A 19,043-nucleotide genomic window follows, 5' to 3' on the forward strand; every position below is an offset into this window, starting at 1 on the left:
CATGTGGCTCTACGGCGCGCTTTCCGAGCTGGTTTTCTCTGGCTGTGCCCGGCTGATTGACCGAAAGTACACCGAAGGTCTGGATGAGCGCCACGGCTGGTATTCGTCCCGGGTGCCCCGCGGCGCTGTGTGGGTTCACGCGGTTTCAGTAGGCGAAGTTCAGTCCGCCTTGCCTCTGGTGACCTGCATCACTGAAGAGGCTCCTGAGTTGCCGGTCTTGGTAACGACGGTTACCCAAACCGGAGCGGCGATGGTTCGCCAGCTCATGCCGAACGTCGTTCACGCCTATTATCCTTGGGACGCTCCGTCTATCGTGTCCCGCGCTCTGGGTGAATTGCGGCCCCGGTGTTATGTCACCATGGAAACGGAACTTTGGCCTGTCATGACGGATCGGCTGTACCGGGCGGGGATTCCTGCCTTTCTCGTGAACGGCCGGATCTCCGACCGAAGTTTTCATTCTTACCGCCGGTTGAAATTTTTTTGGGGATCTGTGCTGGACCGGTATCGGGTGATTATGGCCCGAGATTCGGAGGACGCAGAGCGATTCAAAGCCATTTGTTCTCATCCGGAACGGGTCATCGTGACAGGGGAGAACAAGACTGACGCCCTGCTGATCCGCCGGCAACAGGAAAAGCTGCCAGTCTTTGACGAGCCGGACCGGCCGATCATTTTGGCTGGAAGCACTCATCCCGGCGAGGACGAAATCATTCATGAAGCGTGGCTGGAAGTGAAAAAGCGCTGTCCGGGGGCCCGCTTAATAATCGCGCCACGGCACCCGGAGCGGGCCGAAAGCGTGGCAGAGTTGTTTTCTGGCTGCGGCGCTGTCTGTCGCTTCTCAGCTCCCACTTTAGGCTGGGACGTCATGATCGTCGACAGAATTGGGAAGCTCTTTTGCCTGTACGGGACGGCGCAGGCGGCGTTTGTTGGCGGAACACTCGTTCCCCGCGGCGGTCAGAATGTTTACGAGCCTGCTGTTTGGGGATGCCCGTTTTGCCTTGGTCCCTCCTATTCGGATTTCCGGGAGCCAACGGAAGAGCTGCTTCGGCTCGGCGTTTGCCGTCTCGTCTCCGACGCGTCCAGCATAGCGGAGTTTTTTATCGGCGCCCTGAACGAGAACTTACGGGATAAAATTGCAGAAAGCGCTCGTGTTTTTTTTGATGGGAAACTAGGCTCTGCCAGAAGAAGCTGGCAGGAAATAGACCGACAGATGACCGAACTCAAGGGGCAATGGAGATGAAAAAATGGCGAAAATCAACCGTGAGTTACTGAAAAGCTTTTATGACCATCAGGATCCCCGCACCCGTGCCAGCCTCGACGAAGCCGTCGACCGGATGGCTGCCGTCAAGGAAAAGGGCGGTAAAATCGTCGTGGCATGCGGCAGCGGGCCGAACATTCACGAAGGCGTTACGACCCTCATTGCTGAACTGATGAACAAGGGGCTGATCGACGGCGTGACGACCAGCTCGGCCGTCATCGGTCACGAAATGGCCGGGGCGCTGGACGAGGTGAAGATGTGCTCATCGGACGCGCTGGGCTTTACCCCTGAGGACATGCCTCGAGGAGAGGTTTTCGAGTTTACCTGTCAGACGGCGGAACAGCGGGCCGCGCTTCGGCGCGAGGTTGTCCTGGACGAGGCCCTTCTTGCCAGAGAAGAGGCAGCAGAAGGACATCTGGTCATCAAAGCTGCCGGCAACATGGCTTACCCGATGGGATATTGGAACGAGACTCTCGCCGCTGAAATCGGCGCGATTGCTCGGACCTACGGTCTCCCGTTTGAAGAAGTGGCCGGCTGGGCCGCTGACCCCCGCACGATGATTGGCGCCGGAGCGCTTCACGGTTTGCCTGTTATCGTTTCTATCCCTCAGATGGTCGGCGGCGGCAACATCGGCATGGAAATCGGCGACAGCATTTCCATCTCCCAGCGGTCTCAGCGGCTGGCCCGTATGCTCGAAGACGCTGACGTCATCATCGAGTCGGCCATCGCCCTCTCGCAGGAGCTTCACGACGGCCCGTTTGAAAAATACACCGGCCATGGTATTTGGGCGTGGTGGAAAGGCCTACACACCTACCACATGCGCGGCAAAACGCTGATTCGCCTCGACTTGGACGAGAACCTGCGGCGGGCTCACGACTTTCAGGCTCAAATGCAGGAGGCCATTGCTCTGGGGCTCCCGAAGACGAAGATCTCCGGGATTCCGTTCCGCATGGAAATGTCGGCGTTCGCCCGGCACGAGGGGAGCCTTCCTCTCATCGGCGACGTCGGCGAGCTGTGGCCTGTGATGGCGCTTAAGCTGGCAGACCGGCTCGGCGTCACGCTTGACTTTATGAGCTACAAGCAGGAGACGCCGGAAGGCAAAGCGATGAGACGGTGGATTGTGGACGAAATTCGACCGATCGACGTCACTCTGCTGCGCAAAAAAGCTCGCGAATACCGGCTATGAAAAAGCTCCTCTGCGTGATTCCAGCTAGGTGGGGGTCCACCCGCCTGCCCGGGAAACCCCTGCTTGACCTGAACGGCAAGCCGGTGATTCAGCACGTGTATGAGCGGTGTCTTCAGGCGTCCTCACTCAGTCGGGTAGTTGTGGCAACCGACGACGAGCGAATCGTGAAGGCGGTCAAAAGTTTCGGCGGTGAGGCGGTCATCACGTCACCGGACCACCCGAACGGGACCTGCCGGGTCGCCGAGGCAGCCCGCGGAACCGACTGCGCCGCGGTGCTCAACGTTCAAGGGGACGAGCCGACCATCGAACCGAGGCTTATCGACCTGCTGGCCGAGACGATCATCACGTCTGACGCTCCGATGGCAACGTTGGCCGTGCCCATCAGAGACGGCGAGCTGGAGGACCCGAACGTCGTCAAGGTCGTCCTTGACCGGAGAAGCTGTGCGCTGTACTTTAGCCGCAGTCCTATTCCTTACCAGCGGGTAAAAGCAGGCGTCCTGCTGCACCACTTGGGGCTTTACGCTTACAAAACCGATTTCCTGCCCGTCTACGCCGCGCTTGAGCCGACGCCTCTTTCTGAGGCCGAAAGCCTTGAGCAGCTTCGCGCTCTGGAGCACGGCTACCAAATTGCCGTTGCAGTGGATACTCTGGCCGGGCCGACGATCGGAATCGACGTCTTGGAAGATCTGGAACGGGCCCGCCAGCTGTTGAACAGCCGGTAATCCTTGCCATAGGAGGGCTGAAAGGTGAGAACGCTCTACTTAGATCCGTTTGCCGGTATCGCCGGTGATATGTTCCTCGGCGCCATGATCGATTTGGGCGCTGACCGACAGGCCATTCAGGAGGGAATTTCAAGCCTCGGGATCCCCGATTTGCGCGTCGAAGCTCCTCAAACGGTCAAGGGTGGAATCAGCGGCGTCGACGTCCACGTGACCTGCGGCGGGCATGAGGACCATCATCACGACGGCAAGTCAGCTGGAGGCCGCGAGTGTGAGCATCGCCACGAAGGTGACAGCGAGCACGGTTACGAACATGATCATGCTCATGACCACCATGACCACAGTCATGACCATGAGGGGGATCACCACCATGACCATGGCGGCGTCGAACCCGCCCGTGCCGGGGAGGCTCCTTCTCGTTGCACTTCGCCCGAACACGGACATGAACACGGACATGGGCATGAACACGGACACGTCCATCGGGGGCTAAATGAAATACGCCGGATGATTTCCGACGCGTCTCTGCCTTCCCGCGTCAAAGATCGGTCAATTCGGGCGTTTGAACTATTGGCGCAGGCCGAAGGGGCCGTTCACGGCAAGCTGCCGGAGGAAGTTCACTTTCACGAGGTCGGGGCTTGGGACTCGATCGCCGACGTGGTTGGCTCCTTTCTGGCGGTTGAGCTGCTGAACGTCGATAAAATTGTTTCCGCTCCTGTCAATCTTGGAAGCGGGACGGTCTGCTGCGCCCACGGCCGGATGCCGGTCCCCGCTCCGGCCACGGCGAAGCTCGTTCAGGGGCTGCCAGTGTACAGCGCCGGAATTCCCTGCGAGCGGACAACGCCCACCGGCGCGTTGATTCTGCGCGTTCTGGTTGACTCTTACGGCCCCTTGCCAGCTGGCAAAATCGTCGCCGAAGGGATCGGTCACGGCGACGCCGAACCCGGCGATCCGAATTACCTGCGGGCGGTGCTTATTGAGGAAGATGCCGGCAATTCGGCTCACGAACTCTATACAACCGGGCAGGTTGCTGTCTTAGAGACGAACTTGGACGACCTGAACCCTCAGGACTGGCCGCCGGTTGTCGAAAAGCTTTTCGCCGCCGGCGCGCTGGACGTCTTCTTGACTCAGCTCCTGATGAAAAAAGGCCGCCCTGGAATCAGGCTCACCTGCGTGGCCCGTCCATCTGACCGGCAGAGGCTTGGAGAGATCATCCTGCAGGAGATCAACACGCTTGGCGTTCGTTGGCGGCTTGAAAACCGAATGACGCTCCGTCGGGGGTGTGAAACTTTTCAAAGTTCTCTCGGGCCGGTGGGCGTCAAAAGGGCGTACTGGGGCGACGAGCTGCTGCGGTGGAGCTTTGAGTTTGAGGACGTGAAACGCCTCGCTGCCGAAAAAGGCCTTTCAACCGGGGAAGTTCGCCGTCGCTTGGCGTTGGAGTTTATTCCGGGGCAGAACGAATGACCGGGCCGAATTTATTTGTCCTGAGTGACGGCGTCCGCGGGCATTTGTCCCAGACCCGAGGCATTGCCTTGGCGATCGGTGCGCTTCATGGGCAGATTGACGCCCGCGAGCTCCCCGTTCCGACCTTGTCCGGGAAACAGCGTTTTTCCTGCCTCAAGGTCGCCAGCAGAGTTCTCCCGAAGGCAACACAGAAAGAAGCAGAGAACTGGCTTCGGGAGGCCCAAGGAAGCGGGCTGCTGGAGCAAGTCCGAACCGTTACCGCTGAAAGCGAGACGCCGCCGCTTTTTCTATCCGCCGGCAGCGGCGCCGCGCCCTATTGCTTGGCGCTTTCCAAGGCCCTTGCCGGCAAAAGCTGCGTCGTCATGACCCCGTCTGCATTGGGAACCGAACCTTTTGACATGGCAATCGTCCCGCGTCACGACTCGGCCCGGGGTGATAACGTGTTTGTCACCCTTGGCGCGCCAAATCTCATCAATAAGGAAGATTTGGTCAAGCAGGCCCAAACGCTGCTGCTGTCCTCTCCATTGAGCCGTCAGCGCGCGTGGGGAGTTCTTGTCGGCGGCGACGACAGAAATTATCAGGTCACACCCCGGTGGGCTGAAAAGTTTTTCCCTCAGCTGTTTGATGCAGCCCGCCGCGCCGACGTTGACCTTTACGTGACCACGTCGCGCCGCACTTCCGAGCTGGCAGAGTCGGCGATTAAGGACCAGTGCGAAGCAGAACCGCGGGTGAGAATGCTTCTTTTGGCGTCAGCCGACGAGCGTAACCCTGTGCCGGGGATGCTCGGCTTCTGCGACAAGATGTTCTGCACCGAGGACTCGGTGTCGATGATTTCGGAATGCGTGACCGCCGGCGTCCCGTTGGCAGTCGTGCCGGTCGAGCACCGTCACGGCCCTGGAAGCGTTCTCCAACGGTTTGCCGAGATGCTCAGCTGTATCGGTCTTTACCCGACAGAGAAGCTCTGGGGTGCGCCCCGCTTTCGTCGGATGATCGACGATTTTGCGGCGCAGGGGTTCCTTCGGGTCCTTTACCCGGAGGAAATCTGCGGCCAAACACTGGCAGATGAGTCGCTTCGGCCGGCTGGGGGCGTCGATTTTAACGAGGCAAAAAAGGCCGCCGCTTGGGTGCTTTCCCGATGGCTCCCCTCAGCGTAGTTCACCTGCTGCCTGAACTTGAATCCGGCGGCGTTGAAGACCACGTCGTGGCTTTGGCCAACCGGCAGGTTCAGGACGGAATGAGCGTGGCCGTTTGCTCCAACGGCGGCCGGTTGGAACGGCGCCTTCGGCCCGAAATCAGCGCGATTCATCTGCCGATTCACCGGAAAAACATCGCCGTCGGGCTGCGGTGCGCCGCGTCTCTTGCCAAGCAGGCCAAGACGGCTGGCTGGCAGCTCTTTCACGCCCATTCCCGCGTTCCCGCGTGGGTCGCCTATTTCGCCTCAAAGATGAGCGGCCTCCCGTGGGTTGCTACGGTTCACGCGGCGTACAGCAAAAACGCCGGTCTGTGGCCTTACCGGCGAGCTGGCGGTGCCATTTGCGTTTCTCAGGCTATGGCCAGCTGGATGGAAGGACGTCTCCCGAAACGAGTTGCTGTCATTTACAATGGCATTGACGTCTCCGGTTCTTGGGAGTGGAAAAACCGGGATCGTCGAAGGAATTTGCTTTTTCTCGGCCGACTGACCAAGCTCAAGGGCCTTGAAACGCTTCTGGAGGGCCTGGCCGGACTCAGCCAATACGACTGGAAGCTTGATGTGGCTGGCGAAGGCCCTCAGTCAAGCGCCCTGAAAGACCTCGTTCGGCGGCTAAACCTCGACGGCCGGGTGTCTTTTTTAGGGTTTCGGAACGATACTGAACGGCTGCTGTCCCTCTGTGATCTGCTCGTCGCGCCATCCCTTTCAGAGGGCATGGGCCTGTCAGTTGCCTTGGCAGCTCGACTGGGGACGCCGATTCTTGCATCGGATATCCCGGCGTTTCGCGAGCTGAGCCGGCCGGAAGGGTATCTCGTGCCGGCCGGAAACTGCGAGGCTTGGCGCCAAGCTCTTGAGGACTATTTTAAAGGAGCCGGCAAAATATCGCTTTTCAGCGAAAAGTCATTTCGCACGGTGGAGCAGATGACCGACGACGTCAGCTCGTTTTACCGCTCAATAGTATCTTGAAGTTAGATTCTAAGACGCAAAAAGACCAGCGGGAAGGGATGTGGAGGCGGTGTCAAAGTTCCTCGAAGTGCTCACAGAAAGCGTGAACTTGTTAGTCAGCCTTCAGGGGGCCGACGGGCAGATAGCCAAGGCGGCGCGTATCCTGTCGGACGCTCTTGCCTCCGGACGGAGAATATTTCTGGCCGGGGAACGAAAGGATCAGCCGTTGGCCCGATTGGTCAAATCCCACTGGGAGGAATCGTTGCTTGGTACTTCCGTGCCCAACGTTTCGCCGTTTTGCCTGATATCGACCTCTGACGAGATTCTTGCAAGAGATGAGCTGGCAGCTGAGGCGTCCCAAGGCGACGTGCTCGTTCTTTTGGCTGCCAGCCGGCCGTCACCCCGCTTGACTGAACTGACAGTCGCTTCACGGGAACTGGGTATGGTAGCTTTTTGTGTCACAGGTGCGGATCAGTGGCTTCTCGGAGGCATGTGTGACGCCATCGTTCAGGTGCCCACTGGAGACTCGCATAGGGCATCCGAAATGATCTTATTTGTATGCCATTGTTTGGCAGACGAGGCAAAGGACGAGGAAAGAGTTGGGAAACATGACCGTTAAACTTTCTCTTTTTATTCTCGCGCAGAACGAAGAGCGGCGCTTGCCGAGAACCCTTCAGGCTGTAGCGCCTCTTGCCGATGAGATCGTTCTGATTGATTCGGGCAGCACTGATCGGACCGTCGAAATTGCAGAGCAGTTCGGCGCTCGGGTCATTTATCATCCGTGGAAAGACGTTGGAGATCAGGTGAAATTCGGCCAAGATCAGTGTTCTAACGATTGGTTGCTTCGCTTGGATGCCGATGAGGTGCTGACGCCGGAACTTCAGCAGGAGATCCGGAAGATCAAAGAACACCCGGACTGCGACGGGTACAAACTGCGGATCTGCGACGTGTTTCCCGGCACTCGGCCCAACCGCTGGGTTAAGCATTACAAGCTGATTCGTCTCTACAACCGGCGGAAATTCACCATGGCCGGGCGAATTGGGCACGACGACGTAGATCCTCTTGTTCCCGACGCGACGAGCCGAGTCCTGCACGGTTTGGTGGCTCACTATTCCCAGCTGTCCATTTCCCACACGGTGGGAAAGTACAATTTGGCGACCGACCGCCGGGTGAACGAATGCGAACGAAAGGGAGTTCATTACAGCCCGTGGCGTATGGTCGGCGCGCTGTCCGGCAATTTCCTTCGGGTTTACTTTTTGGATCGGTTTTTTCTCCTCGGCTGGTGGGGCTTTATCCACAGCGTTCGGATCGGCCACATGCGTTTCTTGAAGTTTGCCAAATGGTACGAAAGAGGCCACTCGGCTGGTTGGTTTGACAGCTGAAAATCCCTTTTTCCCTCCGAGGTCATTTTGGTACAATAGGCAAGGATTTTTGAGAGGAGTGATTCACGTGAATTTAAAAAGCGCCGCGATCTTCGCAGTTGTCTGTTCTCTTGTTTCTGCTCCGATCGCTCAGGCTGCTGAGTGGCAGCAGACCCAGAAGTTTAGGGACAAGTTTGGCGGCGAGCTAACAATCATTGCCACCTATTACGGAGCCGCCGAGGTGGACCGTCAGGTTCGGGAGAACGCGGAGAAAAACCTCTGGACAGAAGATGAGGCGGACCAGTTCCGCTACACGCTTCTGCGGCAGCTGAAGCTTGACGAGTACATTCCAATTCATCTCAAGTTCATCACGTCGGGGCCGGCGCTTCGGATGTCGCCTTTCGGCTCCTTGGTGGACTTGATTGTCGGCAAAAATCACATTTCTCCGGCAGACTACGAGAAAAAATTCAACTTTAAAATCACAGATCAAATTGACGGGTTCGTCTACTTCCCGAGAGAAAACGCGAAGGGCAAGCCGTTCTTGACCGACAAGACGAAACAGATCACCCTGACTCTGAACGGCAGCGGAATTTCGCCGGTCGTGTTCTCCAAGAATATTCACTTTGCTTGGGACGTGAGCGACGACCAGCCTGACAAGATGCTTCAGGGGGCTGCCGGCGCCAAACTGGAAATCGACCGGCTGCTCAAGCGACTGACGAACCTGAACGAGAGAGAATCAACCCTGCAGAAAGAGCTGAATGACGTTCAGGCAGAAAAGAAAACGGTTAACGACCGAATTAACGTCTTGCAGGGCAACAAGTAGTGCCGCAAAGTCCGCGTCCTTTAGTGACGCGGATTTTTTATTGTCGGTCAGCGATCCAACGATAGACAGCCCGCGTCGGTCAGGTTATCCTTAATTGAGCTAAAACTTTCACGCGAAAGGATCGTCGAAGAATGAAACGAATCGGCCTGTTGACGTCCGGCGGCGATGCCCCGGGAATGAACGCTGCTATTCGCTCTGTCGTCAGGAACGCGGTGTGGCATGGTCTGGATGTTATGGGCTTTGAACAGGGATACGAAGGCCTGATGGACGGAAAGTGCGTTCCGCTGGACGCGCGAAGCGTCGGCGCCATCATTCACCGAGGCGGCACGATCCTTCGGACGGCTCGGAGCGAGCGGTTCAAAACTGAGGAGGGGCGTACACGAGCACTTCATCAGCTCACGGCCTGCGGCGTCGATGGGTTGGTGGTCATCGGCGGCGACGGGTCATTCCGAGGCGCGTGGGAACTGCATAAACTTGGCGTGCCGGTGGTTGGCATTCCGGCAACAATTGACAATGACGTGGCTCACTGCGACATGACGATCGGATGCGACACGGCCCTCAACACCGCGCTTGAAGCTATGCGGCGGCTCCGCGACACCGCGTCGAGCCATGACCGGCTTTTCATCATCGAAGTCATGGGACGCAACTGCGGGTACATTGCGCTGCACACCGCCCTGTCGGGCGGCGCAGAGTGCGTTCTTGTCCCTGAGCGCCCGTTCGATATTCAAAAGCTGTGCGACGGCCTGCGGCGGAGCCGAGCCAGTGGGAAAAGCTATTCGCTCGTTGTGGTCGCCGAAGGAGCGATCAGCGGCCATGACCTCAAACTTCGTTTGGCCGAGTGCGGCGGGTACGACGCCCGAGTGACCGTTTTGGGGTACATTCAGCGCGGCGGTTCTCCCAGCGCGTACGACGCGGCCTTGGCGACCCGCCTAGGCGCGTTTGCCGTTGACCGGCTTTTGGCTGGTTCCTCCGGCGTCATGGCGTCTTTAGAGTGCGGCGTCCCGCGGGAAGTTCCCCTTCCTCAGACGTGGGAAGACCGGCGGGGACTGAAAGAGGAGCTGATGGAGCTTGTGGAGCGTCTCAGCATCTGACCTCCGTTTAGTAGACCTGATCGCTTCCAATCGGTCAAGAGGGCTTTCGGCGTTTGCCACAGACGCGGCATATCTTCAGGCAGCGGCGTTCCTTCGCTCCTGTCGGCGCGTTGCCGTCGTCACCGGGTACTTTATCCCAGACGCGGCCGCCGCGGAAACGGACGGGCCGCTTGGCAGCGCAGCCCTTGTCAGGTCTCTGAAACGTCGTGGAGTTGACGCGTTTTTGACAACAGACGGCCTCTGCGCGCCGGTTGTGAAGGCCGCGGCCGATTTTTTAGGCCTGCGCTGTCAGGTCTGTTCTTCCTTGGACGACGTTTTAGAAAAAAATATTGACGCGATCGTCTTCTGTGAGCGTCCCGGCCGGACGCCGGACGGGACGGCCAGATCGATGAGAGGCTATCCGCTTCCGCCTGGGACGGTCTGGTTTGACGGTCTGCTGAGCCCCTATGCCGTCTCTCCTGTGAAATCAGTTGCGGTTGGCGACGGCGGCAACGAGGCAGGCATGGGGAACTGGCGGGCGGAGATGTCCGCCCTGAAACCCGATTTTTCGCCCTATTTGGCTGAGGGCGTCGCCGATATTCCTTTGGCCGCCGACGTGTCAGAGTGGGGGGCTTGGGCCTTAGCCGGGCTGGTCGAGTCCCGCGGAGCCTTGTCGCCTGACGAGCTCCAACTGGGGCTTGAGAAACTCCTTAAAGCTGGAGCAGTCGACGGCTCGACCGGGGAAAGGGCACTCTCAATTGACGGGTATTCTTTGGCCCACTGCGCCGAAAAGCTGAAAGCTGTGAACGACTGGTGCTCCGCTCATCCTCTGACGGCACAGAGTGACACAGGCCAAGAGGGCCTTCAGGATGTCTGAGTCCGTTTTGGTCGGCGTCTCGGGCGGCGTCGACAGCATCTGTTCCTGCCTCAAGCTGCGGGACTTGGGATACCAAGTCGCGCCCGTTTTTTTGAAGATGAAAGATCAGGCCGACGAACGGGACGTACAGCGCATTGCCCGATTTGAGGAAGTGACAGGCCTGACGGTAGAAACGGTTGACTGTCGGGAGTTATTTCGTCAGCGGGTCATCGAGCCGTTCCTGCAGGAGCTGACGGCCGGACGGACGCCGAATCCCTGCGTGATTTGCAACCAGTTCCTGAAGGTTCGGCTGTTGTTCGAGGAAGCGGACCGGCGGCAAATCGGAGCCGTAGCGACCGGCCACTACGCTAAAATCCTTCAAAAGGACGGCCTGTGCCGTCTGGCCCGCGGAGCCTCGGCGAAAGACCAAAGCTACATGCTGTACCGGCTGCCGCAGGCGTACTTGGAGCGGCTGATTTTCCCGCTGGAAAACAGCGAGAAAGAGCAGGTTCGTCACCTAGCCAGAGAAGCCCTCGGCGGTTCATTCGGCGACGGCGACAGTCAGGACATCTGCTTTCTGGGCTCGCTTGGCTTGGACGCCTTTCTCGCGTCTCACGTGACAGGGGAGGCAATTCAGTCCGGTCAAATGGTGAGCGACTCAGGTCAGGTGCTCGGGCGTCACCGGGGGCTGGCTCACTACACGGTTGGTCAGAGAAAGGGGCTTGGGCTGGGCGGCGGGCCTTGGTACGTGACGGAGAAACGCCTCGACGAGCGCCTGTTGATTTTGTCACACGTTGAGCGGCGCGAGCGGAGCATCATCCTGAAAGAGCCGGTCTGGCACGTTCTTCCCGATGAGACTCAAGGCTACCTCGTGCAGACTCGTTACCGTTCTCAACCTAAGCCTTGCAGGCTGCGTCAAACGGGTGAAGGCCTTTGGACCGTCCTGTTGGACGCTCCATCGGGCGCGTCCGCTCCCGGCCAGTCGGCCGTTGTCTACGATGGCGAGCTGGTCGTCGGCGGCGGCATTATCGATAGGACCACCGAGTAAAACAATACGCGATGAAAGAGGGGAAGAAAATGAAGAAAGCGGCTGTTCAGGAGCTGTCATCAAGTCAGGTGAGGCGGCGTTGCAGCCTGTCAAACATGGCTCTGCCTGCCCGAGGAGAGTCGGCTCCTTTCATCGGTCAATCCCGGGCGGTGGACGCTATGGAATTCGGAATGGGAGTGGCGGCTACAGGCTATAACGCGTTTGTCGTCGGCCTTCCGGGGACAGGCCGAACCAGCTATGTCCTGTCGAGTCTTAAAGAGCGTGCTGCCGCGATGGAAACGCCTCAGGACTGGGTATACGTTTATAACTTCGAGGATCCTTCCGTCCCTGTGGCTATCAGCCTGCCCAGCGGGCAGGGGCGTCTGCTGGAAAGCGAGTGCGCCGCCATGCTCGAAGAGGTCAAGACGGCTATCGCCAACGCTTTTGAGCGGGCAACGTACGAGGAAGCGAAGGCCCAGAAGATCAACGCGTTTCAGGAGAATATCGCCAAGACGATGAGCGCTATCAGCGACGAGGCGGAAAAGCGAGGCTTCGCCGTGAAGCGAACGCCCCAAGGGTTCGTCAACGTGCCGCTCAAAAAGACGACCGACGAGACGGGCGCCGAGAAAAAAGAGGAGATCTCCAGCGACGAATACGAAAAACTTCCTGAAAGCGAGAAAAAACGGCTGAAGGATATTTCCGACGCCATCACGTCCCGTACGCTTCAGGCCCTGCGGCGTATCCGTGAAAAAGAGCGTCAGCTCAAGTCATCCATCACCAGCATGGAGGAGGACATCTGCCGAGGGGCCATCACGCCGTATTTTGATGAGCTTCTCGAAAAATTTCCTCATTGCCCGCGTCTGGCCGCGTGGTTGGAGACGATGAAGGCCAACGTGGTCTCGAATTTTGGCGCGTTTGTGGCGGCCGCGCGGGACGACAGCGCAGACGTGGACTTTTCCATTTACAAAATCAACGTGTTGGTGAGCCACGAAAAGAACGACGGCGCGCCGGTGGTGTGGGAGACCAATCCCACGTACTACAAACCTGGCGGGCAAGCTGGAATACGAGCTGCGCCAAGGGTACTACAACACCGACTTCACGCATATCGTCGCCGGCGCCATTCACCGGGCCAATGGAGGATTCCTCGTTCTCGAAGCCGAACAGCTACTGCGCAACTTCATGTCCTACGACCTTTTGAAGCGAGTGCTTCGTTCCGGCAAGTTGCCGATCGAAAGTCTCGGCGAACAGTACAGCGCCGCGCCGGTAGCTTCGCCCCGTCCTGAGGCTATCCCGATAAAGCTTCGCGTCGTCCTGATCGGCAATCATGAACTGTATTACCTTTTGCAGGAGTACGACCCGGAGTTCCAAAAGCTGTTCAAGCTCGTCGCCGAGTTTGATTACGAAATTGACCGGACGGAGCAAAGCGAAGCGGACGTGGCGCGGCTGATCGTGATTAAAGCACGCGAGTCCGGTCTCCTGCCGTTCGACCGCAGCGGTCTTGAAGAGCTGGTGGACTACGCGGCCCGTCTTTCTGGCGATCAGAATAAACTTTCACTGCAGTTCAACAAACTGTTCGAGCTGGTAGTCGAGTCGTCGGCCTGGGCGAAAAAGGCCGGCAGCAAAAAAGTTTATCGTCGCCAGGTTATCCATGCCTTTGACGAAAAACGCCGCCGTTCCGCCCTGTTGGAGGAGAAAATCCGCGGCGGGTTCATGGAAAATTTGGTCCGAATCGACACAACCGGCGAGGCGGTTGGGCAGATCAACGGCCTTGCGGTCGTCAGCTTTGCCGACGTCGCGTTCGGACACCCCAGTCGGATCACCGCCAACACCTTCATGGGTCCTGGGGGCGTGGTCAACATCGAGCGGGAAACTAACATGGCAGGGCCAATTCACAATAAAGGGGTGCTCACCCTTTCCAGCTACTTCGGCCGCATCTACGCCCAAAAAATGCCCATCAACTTCACAGCCCGAATTGCGTTTGAACAGCAGTACGGCGGCATTGACGGCGATAGCGCCTCGTCCACCGAGCTGTATTGCCTGCTTTCTTCGTTGGCTGACCTGCCGATTCGTCAGGAAGTGGCTGTCACCGGCTCGGTTGACCAGCTGGGCAACGTTCAGCCCATCGGCGGCGTGAACGAGAAAATCGAAGGGTTTTTCGACTACTGTCAGGCCAAAGGACTGACAGGCAGTCAAGGCGTGATGATTCCGTGGCAGAACGAACAGCACTTGATGTTAAGCCATCGCGTCGCCGACGCCATTTCAAAGGGGATTTTCCACGTGTGGACTGTCCAAACCATTGACGAGGGAATTGAGCTCCTGACAGGAGTGCCGGCCGGCTCGCCTGACAGCCGGGGGAATTATCCAGCCTCGTCGGTTCACGGCCGAGTCTTTGCTCGGCTCAAAGAGTGGCATAAACAGGCGTTGAAGCTGGCCGGCGGAAGCTCGCATCCTGCAGCGAAGAAAAAAGGGACGAAGAACGCGCGTCGGGGGCGCGCTGAATGAGCCGAATGACCGTCTCTCAGTCTCCAAAGGAGCTGAAGCGGCCAGTGCCGCCGGTGACGGCTGTGCTGGACCTATTGGAAGCCCAATGGGGACAGGAAAGCAATCCGGACGTCACGAGCTTCGACGAGCCGCTGGACGGTCTGATCCTCATCGTGCTGTCGCAAAACACCAACGATAGGAACCGGGACATGGCGTTCGATCGGCTCAAGGCGGCCTGTCCGACATGGGCTGACGCCGCCGCTCTCAGTCAGGCCGAGCTGATCTCACTGATTCGTCCGGCCGGGCTCTGCGACTCCAAATCGGCTACGATCATCCGGGTCTTGGGGGCAGCCAAGGACCTGACCGGCCAATACTCCCTTGGGCTCCTGCGAAAAAAGAAGCCCGCTGAGGCGTGGAACTTTATGACGTCCATCAAGGGGGTTGGCGTTAAAACGGCGGCCTGCGTGATGGTCTTTGACTTAGGCTTCCCGGCCTTTCCTGTGGACACCCACGTGGCGCGGTTCTGCCGTCGGATGGGCTGGGCGCCGGAGAAGGCGTCTCCGGCGGCCATTCAGGAGATGATGGAAGGCCTTGTGCCTGATAGCCGCAAGGCGGGCGCTCACCTGAACATCATCACCCACGGCCGAAGGGTCTGCAAAGCCCGTGGGCCGCTGTGCGGCGATTGTCTGCTCCGCGGGCTGTGCCCTGCAAGCAGCGCGTAACGCTTAAATAAAGAAAGGGGAACTGACTCGTATGGGAATGAGAACGTTTGAAGCAACTGCGTCATGCATCGACGGCACCAACGTCGCCTACTGCTCAGAGGGAAGCAAGTTTGTCTTGGGCTCGAAGGTGACTGATGACCCGGCGTTTGACATGTGTCCGGTTGATCTGCTCATGGCGGCGATGGCTGGTTGTGTCGCCATGACGATTCGCACGTTGGCGCGAGTTCAGAAAATCGAGATGACCGACTTGGCCGTGACGGCCCGCGGCGAGCGGAGCGACGGCGCGAAGACCCGAGCTCTTGAGAAAGTTATTATGACTGTCAGCCTGTCGTCGAGCGCGCCCAAACAGGTCATCGACGAGCTGGTCGCCGAAGCCGAGAAGACCTGCACGGTCTGCAGCACCGTTCGCTGCACGCCGGCTTTCGAGACGCGCGTCTGTTTGAAGTAAAATCGAAGGAGCTCCCGCTCGGTCGGGAGTTCTTTTTTTATGCTTTCATCGCGGCAGGGCGGGCATGAGCAGCGTAAACGTGATAAGATAATCTGTCGCAGTCCGTTCTCCGGCTGCGTCGAACCCCTGTGATGGAGTGGTGCGCGTGTATGGGTTTGCAATGAAGGTGTACGGCTGTCAGATGAATCAATATGACGCCAGCAAGATACAGACTGCCCTGACGGCTCTCGGGTGGCACGAGACCGACGAGGAAACTGCCGACGCGGTGATCTTTGTCGCCTGCAGTATCAGGGACAAAGCGGAACACAAGGTATGGAGTGAGCTGGGCCGATATGCAGAGCGCTGGCAGGCCGAAGGAAAACCGGCTGTGGCGGTGACGAGCTGTATCGCTCAGAACGTGGGAACTGAAATGGCCGGCCGTTTCCCTTGGGTGCGGGTCGTCTCGGGTCCTCGGCACATCGGCGACTTGCCTGCCGCGCTGAGCGACGCGCTCGACAACGGCAATCGGCACACGCTGCTTGACGACGACCCGAGAGCGGTCCGCGAACTGGACGTTCCGCCGTCAGTTCGGTCGTTCCAGTGGAAGGCGTCGGTGACGATTTCCCACGGCTGTGACAACTTCTGCACCTACTGCATCGTTCCGTACGTCCGCGGCCGATTCGCGTCCCGCCCGGCGGAAGAAATCCTTGCAGAAGTCCGCTCTCTGGTGGCTGGCGGGGCCAAGGAAATTACCCTGCTGGGGCAGAACGTCGACACGTGGGGGCTAGACTGTCCGGGCGGCATGAGGTTTGCCGACTTGCTGGAGCTCGTCGCCCGCGAGCCCGGCGTGGAGTGGCTCCGGTTTATGACGTCGTACCCGACCGACTTTACCGTCGACGTCGTTGAGACGATGGTCAGGCATTCTAACATCTGTCCGTCCATCAACCTGCCGATACAGGCGGGCAGCGAGCGGGTTCTGCGCGCCATGAACCGGCGGTACTCGTTGGAGGAGTACGCGGACACGATGAAGCTGATACGGGACGGCCTGCCCGAAGTCGGTCTCACGTCTGACCTGATCGTGGGATTCCCCGGCGAGACCGAAGAGGAATTTCAGTGTTCCTTGGCTGCGTTGGAGCGCTTCCGGTTCGACATGGTGCACACGGCGGCGTACTCGCCCCGGCAGGGTACGCCGGCGGCCAAGATGAAAAACCAAATTCCCGCGGCCGTGAAGGAACGGCGTCTGAACGAGGTGAACGACCTGCAGACGTCCATCGCCCGGCAGATCAACCAGTCACTGGTCGGGCGGACGTATAAGGTGCTCGTCGACGGCCCGGCTCCGAAAGGCGACTACATGGAAGCCCGCACGGCGACCGATAAGGTCGTACTGCTAAAAGGCGCAGGCGCGAGTTTCGGTCAGTTTGTCACTGCCAAAATCGATTCGGCCGAGAGCTGGTGTCTCAAGGGAACTGTGCTGCGCTGACGGAGGTGAGGAAGACGAACAAGCGAGGTCGAGGCGCCCTGCTCGTTTTCGTCGCAGCCCTTTGTTTGGCAGCGGCTGGAGTCCTCGTGACCCGGTACACCGGCCGTTGGCCAAAGGGGCAGCCTACGGCAACTGCTGGCCCTGTCCTGCTTGATCCGCTGCCTCTGGTCGGGAGCGAGACCCCCGCGCCTGAGGCGGGCGGTTTTGCCTACCTGACCGGCGAAGTGCGAAAAGAGGGCGTTTACCCCTTTTTAGCCGGCGCTCGGTGGGGCGACATAGTTGACGCCGCGGGCGGCTTGACGCCAGACGCGGACCGAACGGCCGTCAACTTGGCTGCTAAGGCCGTCGACGGCGGACACCTTCATGTGCCAAAGTCGGGCGGCGGGAGCTCCACAGGGCTTCCCGGTTCTGCTCTGACGTCTGATTCGGGGTCAAAGCTGGTGAACGTCAACCAAGCGGGCGAATCGGATTTGGTCCGACTACCCGGCATCGGCCCCGTGCTGGCTCGGCGAATCGTCGAGTGGCGGCAAAAACGCGGCCCGTTCCGCCAGCCCAAGGACCTTCTGCAGGTGAACGGTATCGGAGCGGCAAAACTGGCAAAACTTCAGCCGTTTTTGTCGTTTTAATATGGACCGCTCGTCTTCGTTGGGAGGAGCCCCGGCGCTGTGGCTTCTCGCTCCAGTCTGGCTGTCTCTCAAGCTGTGGCAGGCTGGCATGTCGCCAATTTTTGCTGGAATTGCCGCGCTGCTGATTGCCGCCGGATTTTTGCTCATCCTTCAGCCCGTATGGGAAGCCCCAGAACGGCTGATCGGCTCACTTGTGGCATTTCTCGCTGCAATATCCTGCGCGTGGTGCCTGTCCGGGGTTAGCTTTCAGCCTGTTGCCGCAGGCCGGTTTGACGGGACCGTGACTGTCTGTCGCCAGTTCAGAAGCTCGTCCCTCGTGAGGGACGGCGCGGGCAGACTCTGGGGCGTCAGCGGGCCGATTGAACTTCGCCCCGACGGGGGAACCTATCACGTCATTGGAGACTTTGGGCCTTTGACTGACGAGCCGTCCGACCGACAGGAGCGGCTTTTCTGGCTCTCGTTGGGAGCTGTCGGACGAATTAAAGCCAGCTCAGCTGCCTACCTCGGCGAAGAGCCCGGGCTGATCGCAGCGGCCAGACGCTTTCTGCAAAAGCAGATCGGCGCGCTGCCGCCGCTGACCGGCGGAGTGCTCGGTGCCGTCCTCTTGGGCGATCGGGAGGGTTCGACCAGCGAGAGGTTCCGCAGCTGGGGATTGCTTCATATGCTTGCCGTTTCCGGCTGGCATGTGGGCATCGTCGCCGCTCTGGCGTCCCTGATTCTGGGGCGGGGCCTTCGGGGAGCGATTGGAACGTCGGCCGTCCTGTGGCTGTATGTCGCCCTGAGCGGTTGGTCTGTCAGCGCCGTCCGGGCCGCGGTCATGGCGCAGGGTGCCCTCATTGGGTTTCTGTCCGGTCGACCGGGAGCTTCGCTGAACTCGGCGGCTCTGTCCCTTCTGGCGCTGCTGCTGTGGCAGCCCGGAAGCTTTGCTTCCATTTCTTGGCAGCTGTCAGGGTTGGCCGTGCTGATGGTCACTGGCGTTGCCGGGTGGAAATTTCCGCCCTTTGCGTCTTGGATCGTCCTGCCGACCATCGTCTGGTTCGTGACGTCGCCAATAGCCTCGCCGTTGAGCGGCGGCTTATTCTGGTCCAGTTTGCCGATCAACTTGATGCTGCCGCTTTTTCTGCCGGTTTTCGGGCTGACCGTCCTTTTAAGTCTCGCGTCGCTTTTAACCGGCTGGGAGTTTTTGGCTCAAGCCAGCGAGCAGGTGCTGAGCCTGTGGGGAGCTGCTTCTGACGGGTGGGTTCACCTGATTCCGCAGGCCCTTCCGTCCACTGGTATTCCTCTGGCGCTCTGCTGGGCTCTTGCGGCGGCGGTCTTGTGCCGTCCCATGGGGCTGACGCGCTTTCGGAGCTTGACGTTCGCTGTCGGTTCGTTTGCCTTAGGAAGTTTGCTTTCCGCGGTCTGAGACAGGCAAA

Annotated in this window: 18 protein-coding genes and 1 pseudogene; all 19 read left to right on the forward strand. The window is 59.3% G+C overall.

Features of this window, described 5'->3' with window-relative positions; genetic code table 11:
• Window position 1 precedes the first annotated feature (1 nt).
• The 19 genes and pseudogenes from HMPREF1249_RS06275 (at window position 2) to HMPREF1249_RS06360 (ending at window position 19,033) form a co-directional block, all read left to right on the forward strand.
• Window positions 2-1,237 (forward strand): 3-deoxy-D-manno-octulosonic acid transferase, encoded by a 1,236-nt coding sequence (locus HMPREF1249_RS06275; protein ID WP_008522889.1) that lies wholly within the window; start codon window positions 2-4, stop codon window positions 1,235-1,237.
• Between the two features lie 4 nt (window positions 1,238-1,241).
• Complete coding sequence (locus tag HMPREF1249_RS06280) at window positions 1,242-2,441, forward strand: hypothetical protein (RefSeq protein ID WP_008522886.1); 1,200 nt, start codon at window positions 1,242-1,244, stop codon at window positions 2,439-2,441.
• Window positions 2,438-3,163, forward strand: coding sequence for a 3-deoxy-manno-octulosonate cytidylyltransferase (kdsB, locus tag HMPREF1249_RS06285; protein ID WP_008521187.1), 726 nt, complete (start codon window positions 2,438-2,440; stop codon window positions 3,161-3,163). Before HMPREF1249_RS06280 ends, kdsB begins: the two co-directional genes overlap by 4 nt.
• Window positions 3,164-3,247: 84 nt before the next feature.
• The gene (locus HMPREF1249_RS06290) at window positions 3,248-4,621 is read left to right on the forward strand and encodes a LarC family nickel insertion protein (protein ID WP_231366886.1); all 1,374 of its coding nucleotides are present in this window, start codon (window positions 3,248-3,250) and stop codon (window positions 4,619-4,621) included.
• Window positions 4,618-5,775, forward strand: a complete 1,158-nt coding sequence (locus HMPREF1249_RS06295) for a mitochondrial fission ELM1 family protein (protein WP_008521184.1) — start codon at window positions 4,618-4,620, stop codon at window positions 5,773-5,775. The genes HMPREF1249_RS06290 and HMPREF1249_RS06295 overlap by 4 nt, the downstream gene beginning before the upstream one ends.
• Window positions 5,757-6,776, forward strand: coding sequence for a glycosyltransferase (locus HMPREF1249_RS06300; protein ID WP_008521183.1), 1,020 nt, complete (start codon window positions 5,757-5,759; stop codon window positions 6,774-6,776). Before HMPREF1249_RS06295 ends, HMPREF1249_RS06300 begins: the two co-directional genes overlap by 19 nt.
• A 40-nt stretch (window positions 6,777-6,816) precedes the next feature.
• Window positions 6,817-7,374 carry a sugar isomerase gene (locus HMPREF1249_RS06305; protein ID WP_008521181.1) on the forward strand — a complete coding sequence of 186 codons (558 nt, stop codon included), beginning with the start codon at window positions 6,817-6,819 and terminating at the stop codon, window positions 7,372-7,374.
• Window positions 7,364-8,137: a glycosyltransferase family 2 protein gene (locus HMPREF1249_RS06310; protein ID WP_008522882.1), complete on the forward strand. Its 774-nt coding sequence runs from the start codon at window positions 7,364-7,366 to the stop codon at window positions 8,135-8,137. Before HMPREF1249_RS06305 ends, HMPREF1249_RS06310 begins: the two co-directional genes overlap by 11 nt.
• A 67-nt stretch (window positions 8,138-8,204) precedes the next feature.
• A complete protein-coding gene (locus HMPREF1249_RS06315) occupies window positions 8,205-8,939 on the forward strand; it encodes a hypothetical protein (protein WP_008522881.1) in 735 nt (244 codons plus the stop codon).
• 131 nt (window positions 8,940-9,070) lie between these two features.
• Window positions 9,071-10,030, forward strand: coding sequence for a 6-phosphofructokinase (gene pfkA, locus HMPREF1249_RS06320; protein ID WP_008522880.1), 960 nt, complete (start codon window positions 9,071-9,073; stop codon window positions 10,028-10,030).
• A complete protein-coding gene (locus HMPREF1249_RS06325) occupies window positions 10,008-10,886 on the forward strand; it encodes a glutamate cyclase domain-containing protein (RefSeq protein ID WP_008521174.1) in 879 nt (292 codons plus the stop codon). Before pfkA ends, HMPREF1249_RS06325 begins: the two co-directional genes overlap by 23 nt.
• Window positions 10,879-11,913 carry a tRNA 2-thiouridine(34) synthase MnmA gene (gene mnmA, locus HMPREF1249_RS06330; protein WP_008522879.1) on the forward strand — a complete coding sequence of 345 codons (1,035 nt, stop codon included), beginning with the start codon at window positions 10,879-10,881 and terminating at the stop codon, window positions 11,911-11,913. Before HMPREF1249_RS06325 ends, mnmA begins: the two co-directional genes overlap by 8 nt.
• A gap of 272 nt (window positions 11,914-12,185) precedes the next feature.
• Window positions 12,186-12,248: pseudogene (locus tag HMPREF1249_RS08210) on the forward strand (Lon-like protease helical domain-containing protein); the annotation flags it as partial.
• Between the two features lie 712 nt (window positions 12,249-12,960).
• Window positions 12,961-14,394, forward strand: a complete 1,434-nt coding sequence (locus HMPREF1249_RS08175) for a Lon protease family protein (RefSeq protein ID WP_255348313.1) — start codon at window positions 12,961-12,963, stop codon at window positions 14,392-14,394.
• Window positions 14,391-15,095, forward strand: a complete 705-nt coding sequence (locus HMPREF1249_RS06340) for an endonuclease III domain-containing protein (protein WP_008521171.1) — start codon at window positions 14,391-14,393, stop codon at window positions 15,093-15,095. Before HMPREF1249_RS08175 ends, HMPREF1249_RS06340 begins: the two co-directional genes overlap by 4 nt.
• A gap of 31 nt (window positions 15,096-15,126) precedes the next feature.
• On the forward strand, window positions 15,127-15,543 hold the full coding sequence (locus tag HMPREF1249_RS06345) for an OsmC family protein (protein ID WP_008521170.1): 417 nt from the start codon (window positions 15,127-15,129) through the stop codon (window positions 15,541-15,543).
• A 145-nt stretch (window positions 15,544-15,688) separates the two neighbouring features.
• Window positions 15,689-17,002, forward strand: coding sequence for a tRNA (N6-isopentenyl adenosine(37)-C2)-methylthiotransferase MiaB (gene miaB, locus HMPREF1249_RS06350; protein ID WP_008522876.1), 1,314 nt, complete (start codon window positions 15,689-15,691; stop codon window positions 17,000-17,002).
• On the forward strand, window positions 16,975-17,628 hold the full coding sequence (locus tag HMPREF1249_RS06355) for a ComEA family DNA-binding protein (RefSeq protein WP_231366884.1): 654 nt from the start codon (window positions 16,975-16,977) through the stop codon (window positions 17,626-17,628). The genes miaB and HMPREF1249_RS06355 overlap by 28 nt, the downstream gene beginning before the upstream one ends.
• A gap of 88 nt (window positions 17,629-17,716) precedes the next feature.
• Window positions 17,717-19,033 carry a ComEC/Rec2 family competence protein gene (locus HMPREF1249_RS06360; RefSeq protein WP_231366885.1) on the forward strand — a complete coding sequence of 439 codons (1,317 nt, stop codon included), beginning with the start codon at window positions 17,717-17,719 and terminating at the stop codon, window positions 19,031-19,033.
• The last annotated feature ends 10 nt before the right edge of the window (window positions 19,034-19,043 follow it).

The sequence above is a fragment of the Jonquetella sp. BV3C21 genome (genome assembly GCF_000468895.1).
Lineage (GTDB): Bacteria > Synergistota > Synergistia > Synergistales > Dethiosulfovibrionaceae > Jonquetella > Jonquetella anthropi.

What these genes read in the sequence shown, in the direction of transcription:
- pfkA (WP_008522880.1), top strand. Translation starts at nt 9,071, where the DNA reads ATGAAACGAATCGGCCTGTTGACGTCCGGCGGCGATGCCCCGGGAATG.
- HMPREF1249_RS06275 (WP_008522889.1), top strand. Translation starts at nt 2, where the DNA reads ATGTGGCTCTACGGCGCGCTTTCCGAGCTGGTTTTCTCTGGCTGTGCC.
- HMPREF1249_RS06360 (WP_231366885.1), top strand. Translation starts at nt 17,717, where the DNA reads ATGTCGCCAATTTTTGCTGGAATTGCCGCGCTGCTGATTGCCGCCGGA.
- HMPREF1249_RS06290 (WP_231366886.1), top strand. Translation starts at nt 3,248, where the DNA reads ATGATCGATTTGGGCGCTGACCGACAGGCCATTCAGGAGGGAATTTCA.
- HMPREF1249_RS06345 (WP_008521170.1), top strand. Translation starts at nt 15,127, where the DNA reads ATGGGAATGAGAACGTTTGAAGCAACTGCGTCATGCATCGACGGCACC.
- HMPREF1249_RS06280 (WP_008522886.1), top strand. Translation starts at nt 1,242, where the DNA reads ATGGCGAAAATCAACCGTGAGTTACTGAAAAGCTTTTATGACCATCAG.
- kdsB (WP_008521187.1), top strand. Translation starts at nt 2,438, where the DNA reads ATGAAAAAGCTCCTCTGCGTGATTCCAGCTAGGTGGGGGTCCACCCGC.
- HMPREF1249_RS06340 (WP_008521171.1), top strand. Translation starts at nt 14,391, where the DNA reads ATGAGCCGAATGACCGTCTCTCAGTCTCCAAAGGAGCTGAAGCGGCCA.
- HMPREF1249_RS06295 (WP_008521184.1), top strand. Translation starts at nt 4,618, where the DNA reads ATGACCGGGCCGAATTTATTTGTCCTGAGTGACGGCGTCCGCGGGCAT.
- mnmA (WP_008522879.1), top strand. Translation starts at nt 10,879, where the DNA reads ATGTCTGAGTCCGTTTTGGTCGGCGTCTCGGGCGGCGTCGACAGCATC.
- HMPREF1249_RS06300 (WP_008521183.1), top strand. Translation starts at nt 5,757, where the DNA reads ATGGCTCCCCTCAGCGTAGTTCACCTGCTGCCTGAACTTGAATCCGGC.
- HMPREF1249_RS06310 (WP_008522882.1), top strand. Translation starts at nt 7,364, where the DNA reads ATGACCGTTAAACTTTCTCTTTTTATTCTCGCGCAGAACGAAGAGCGG.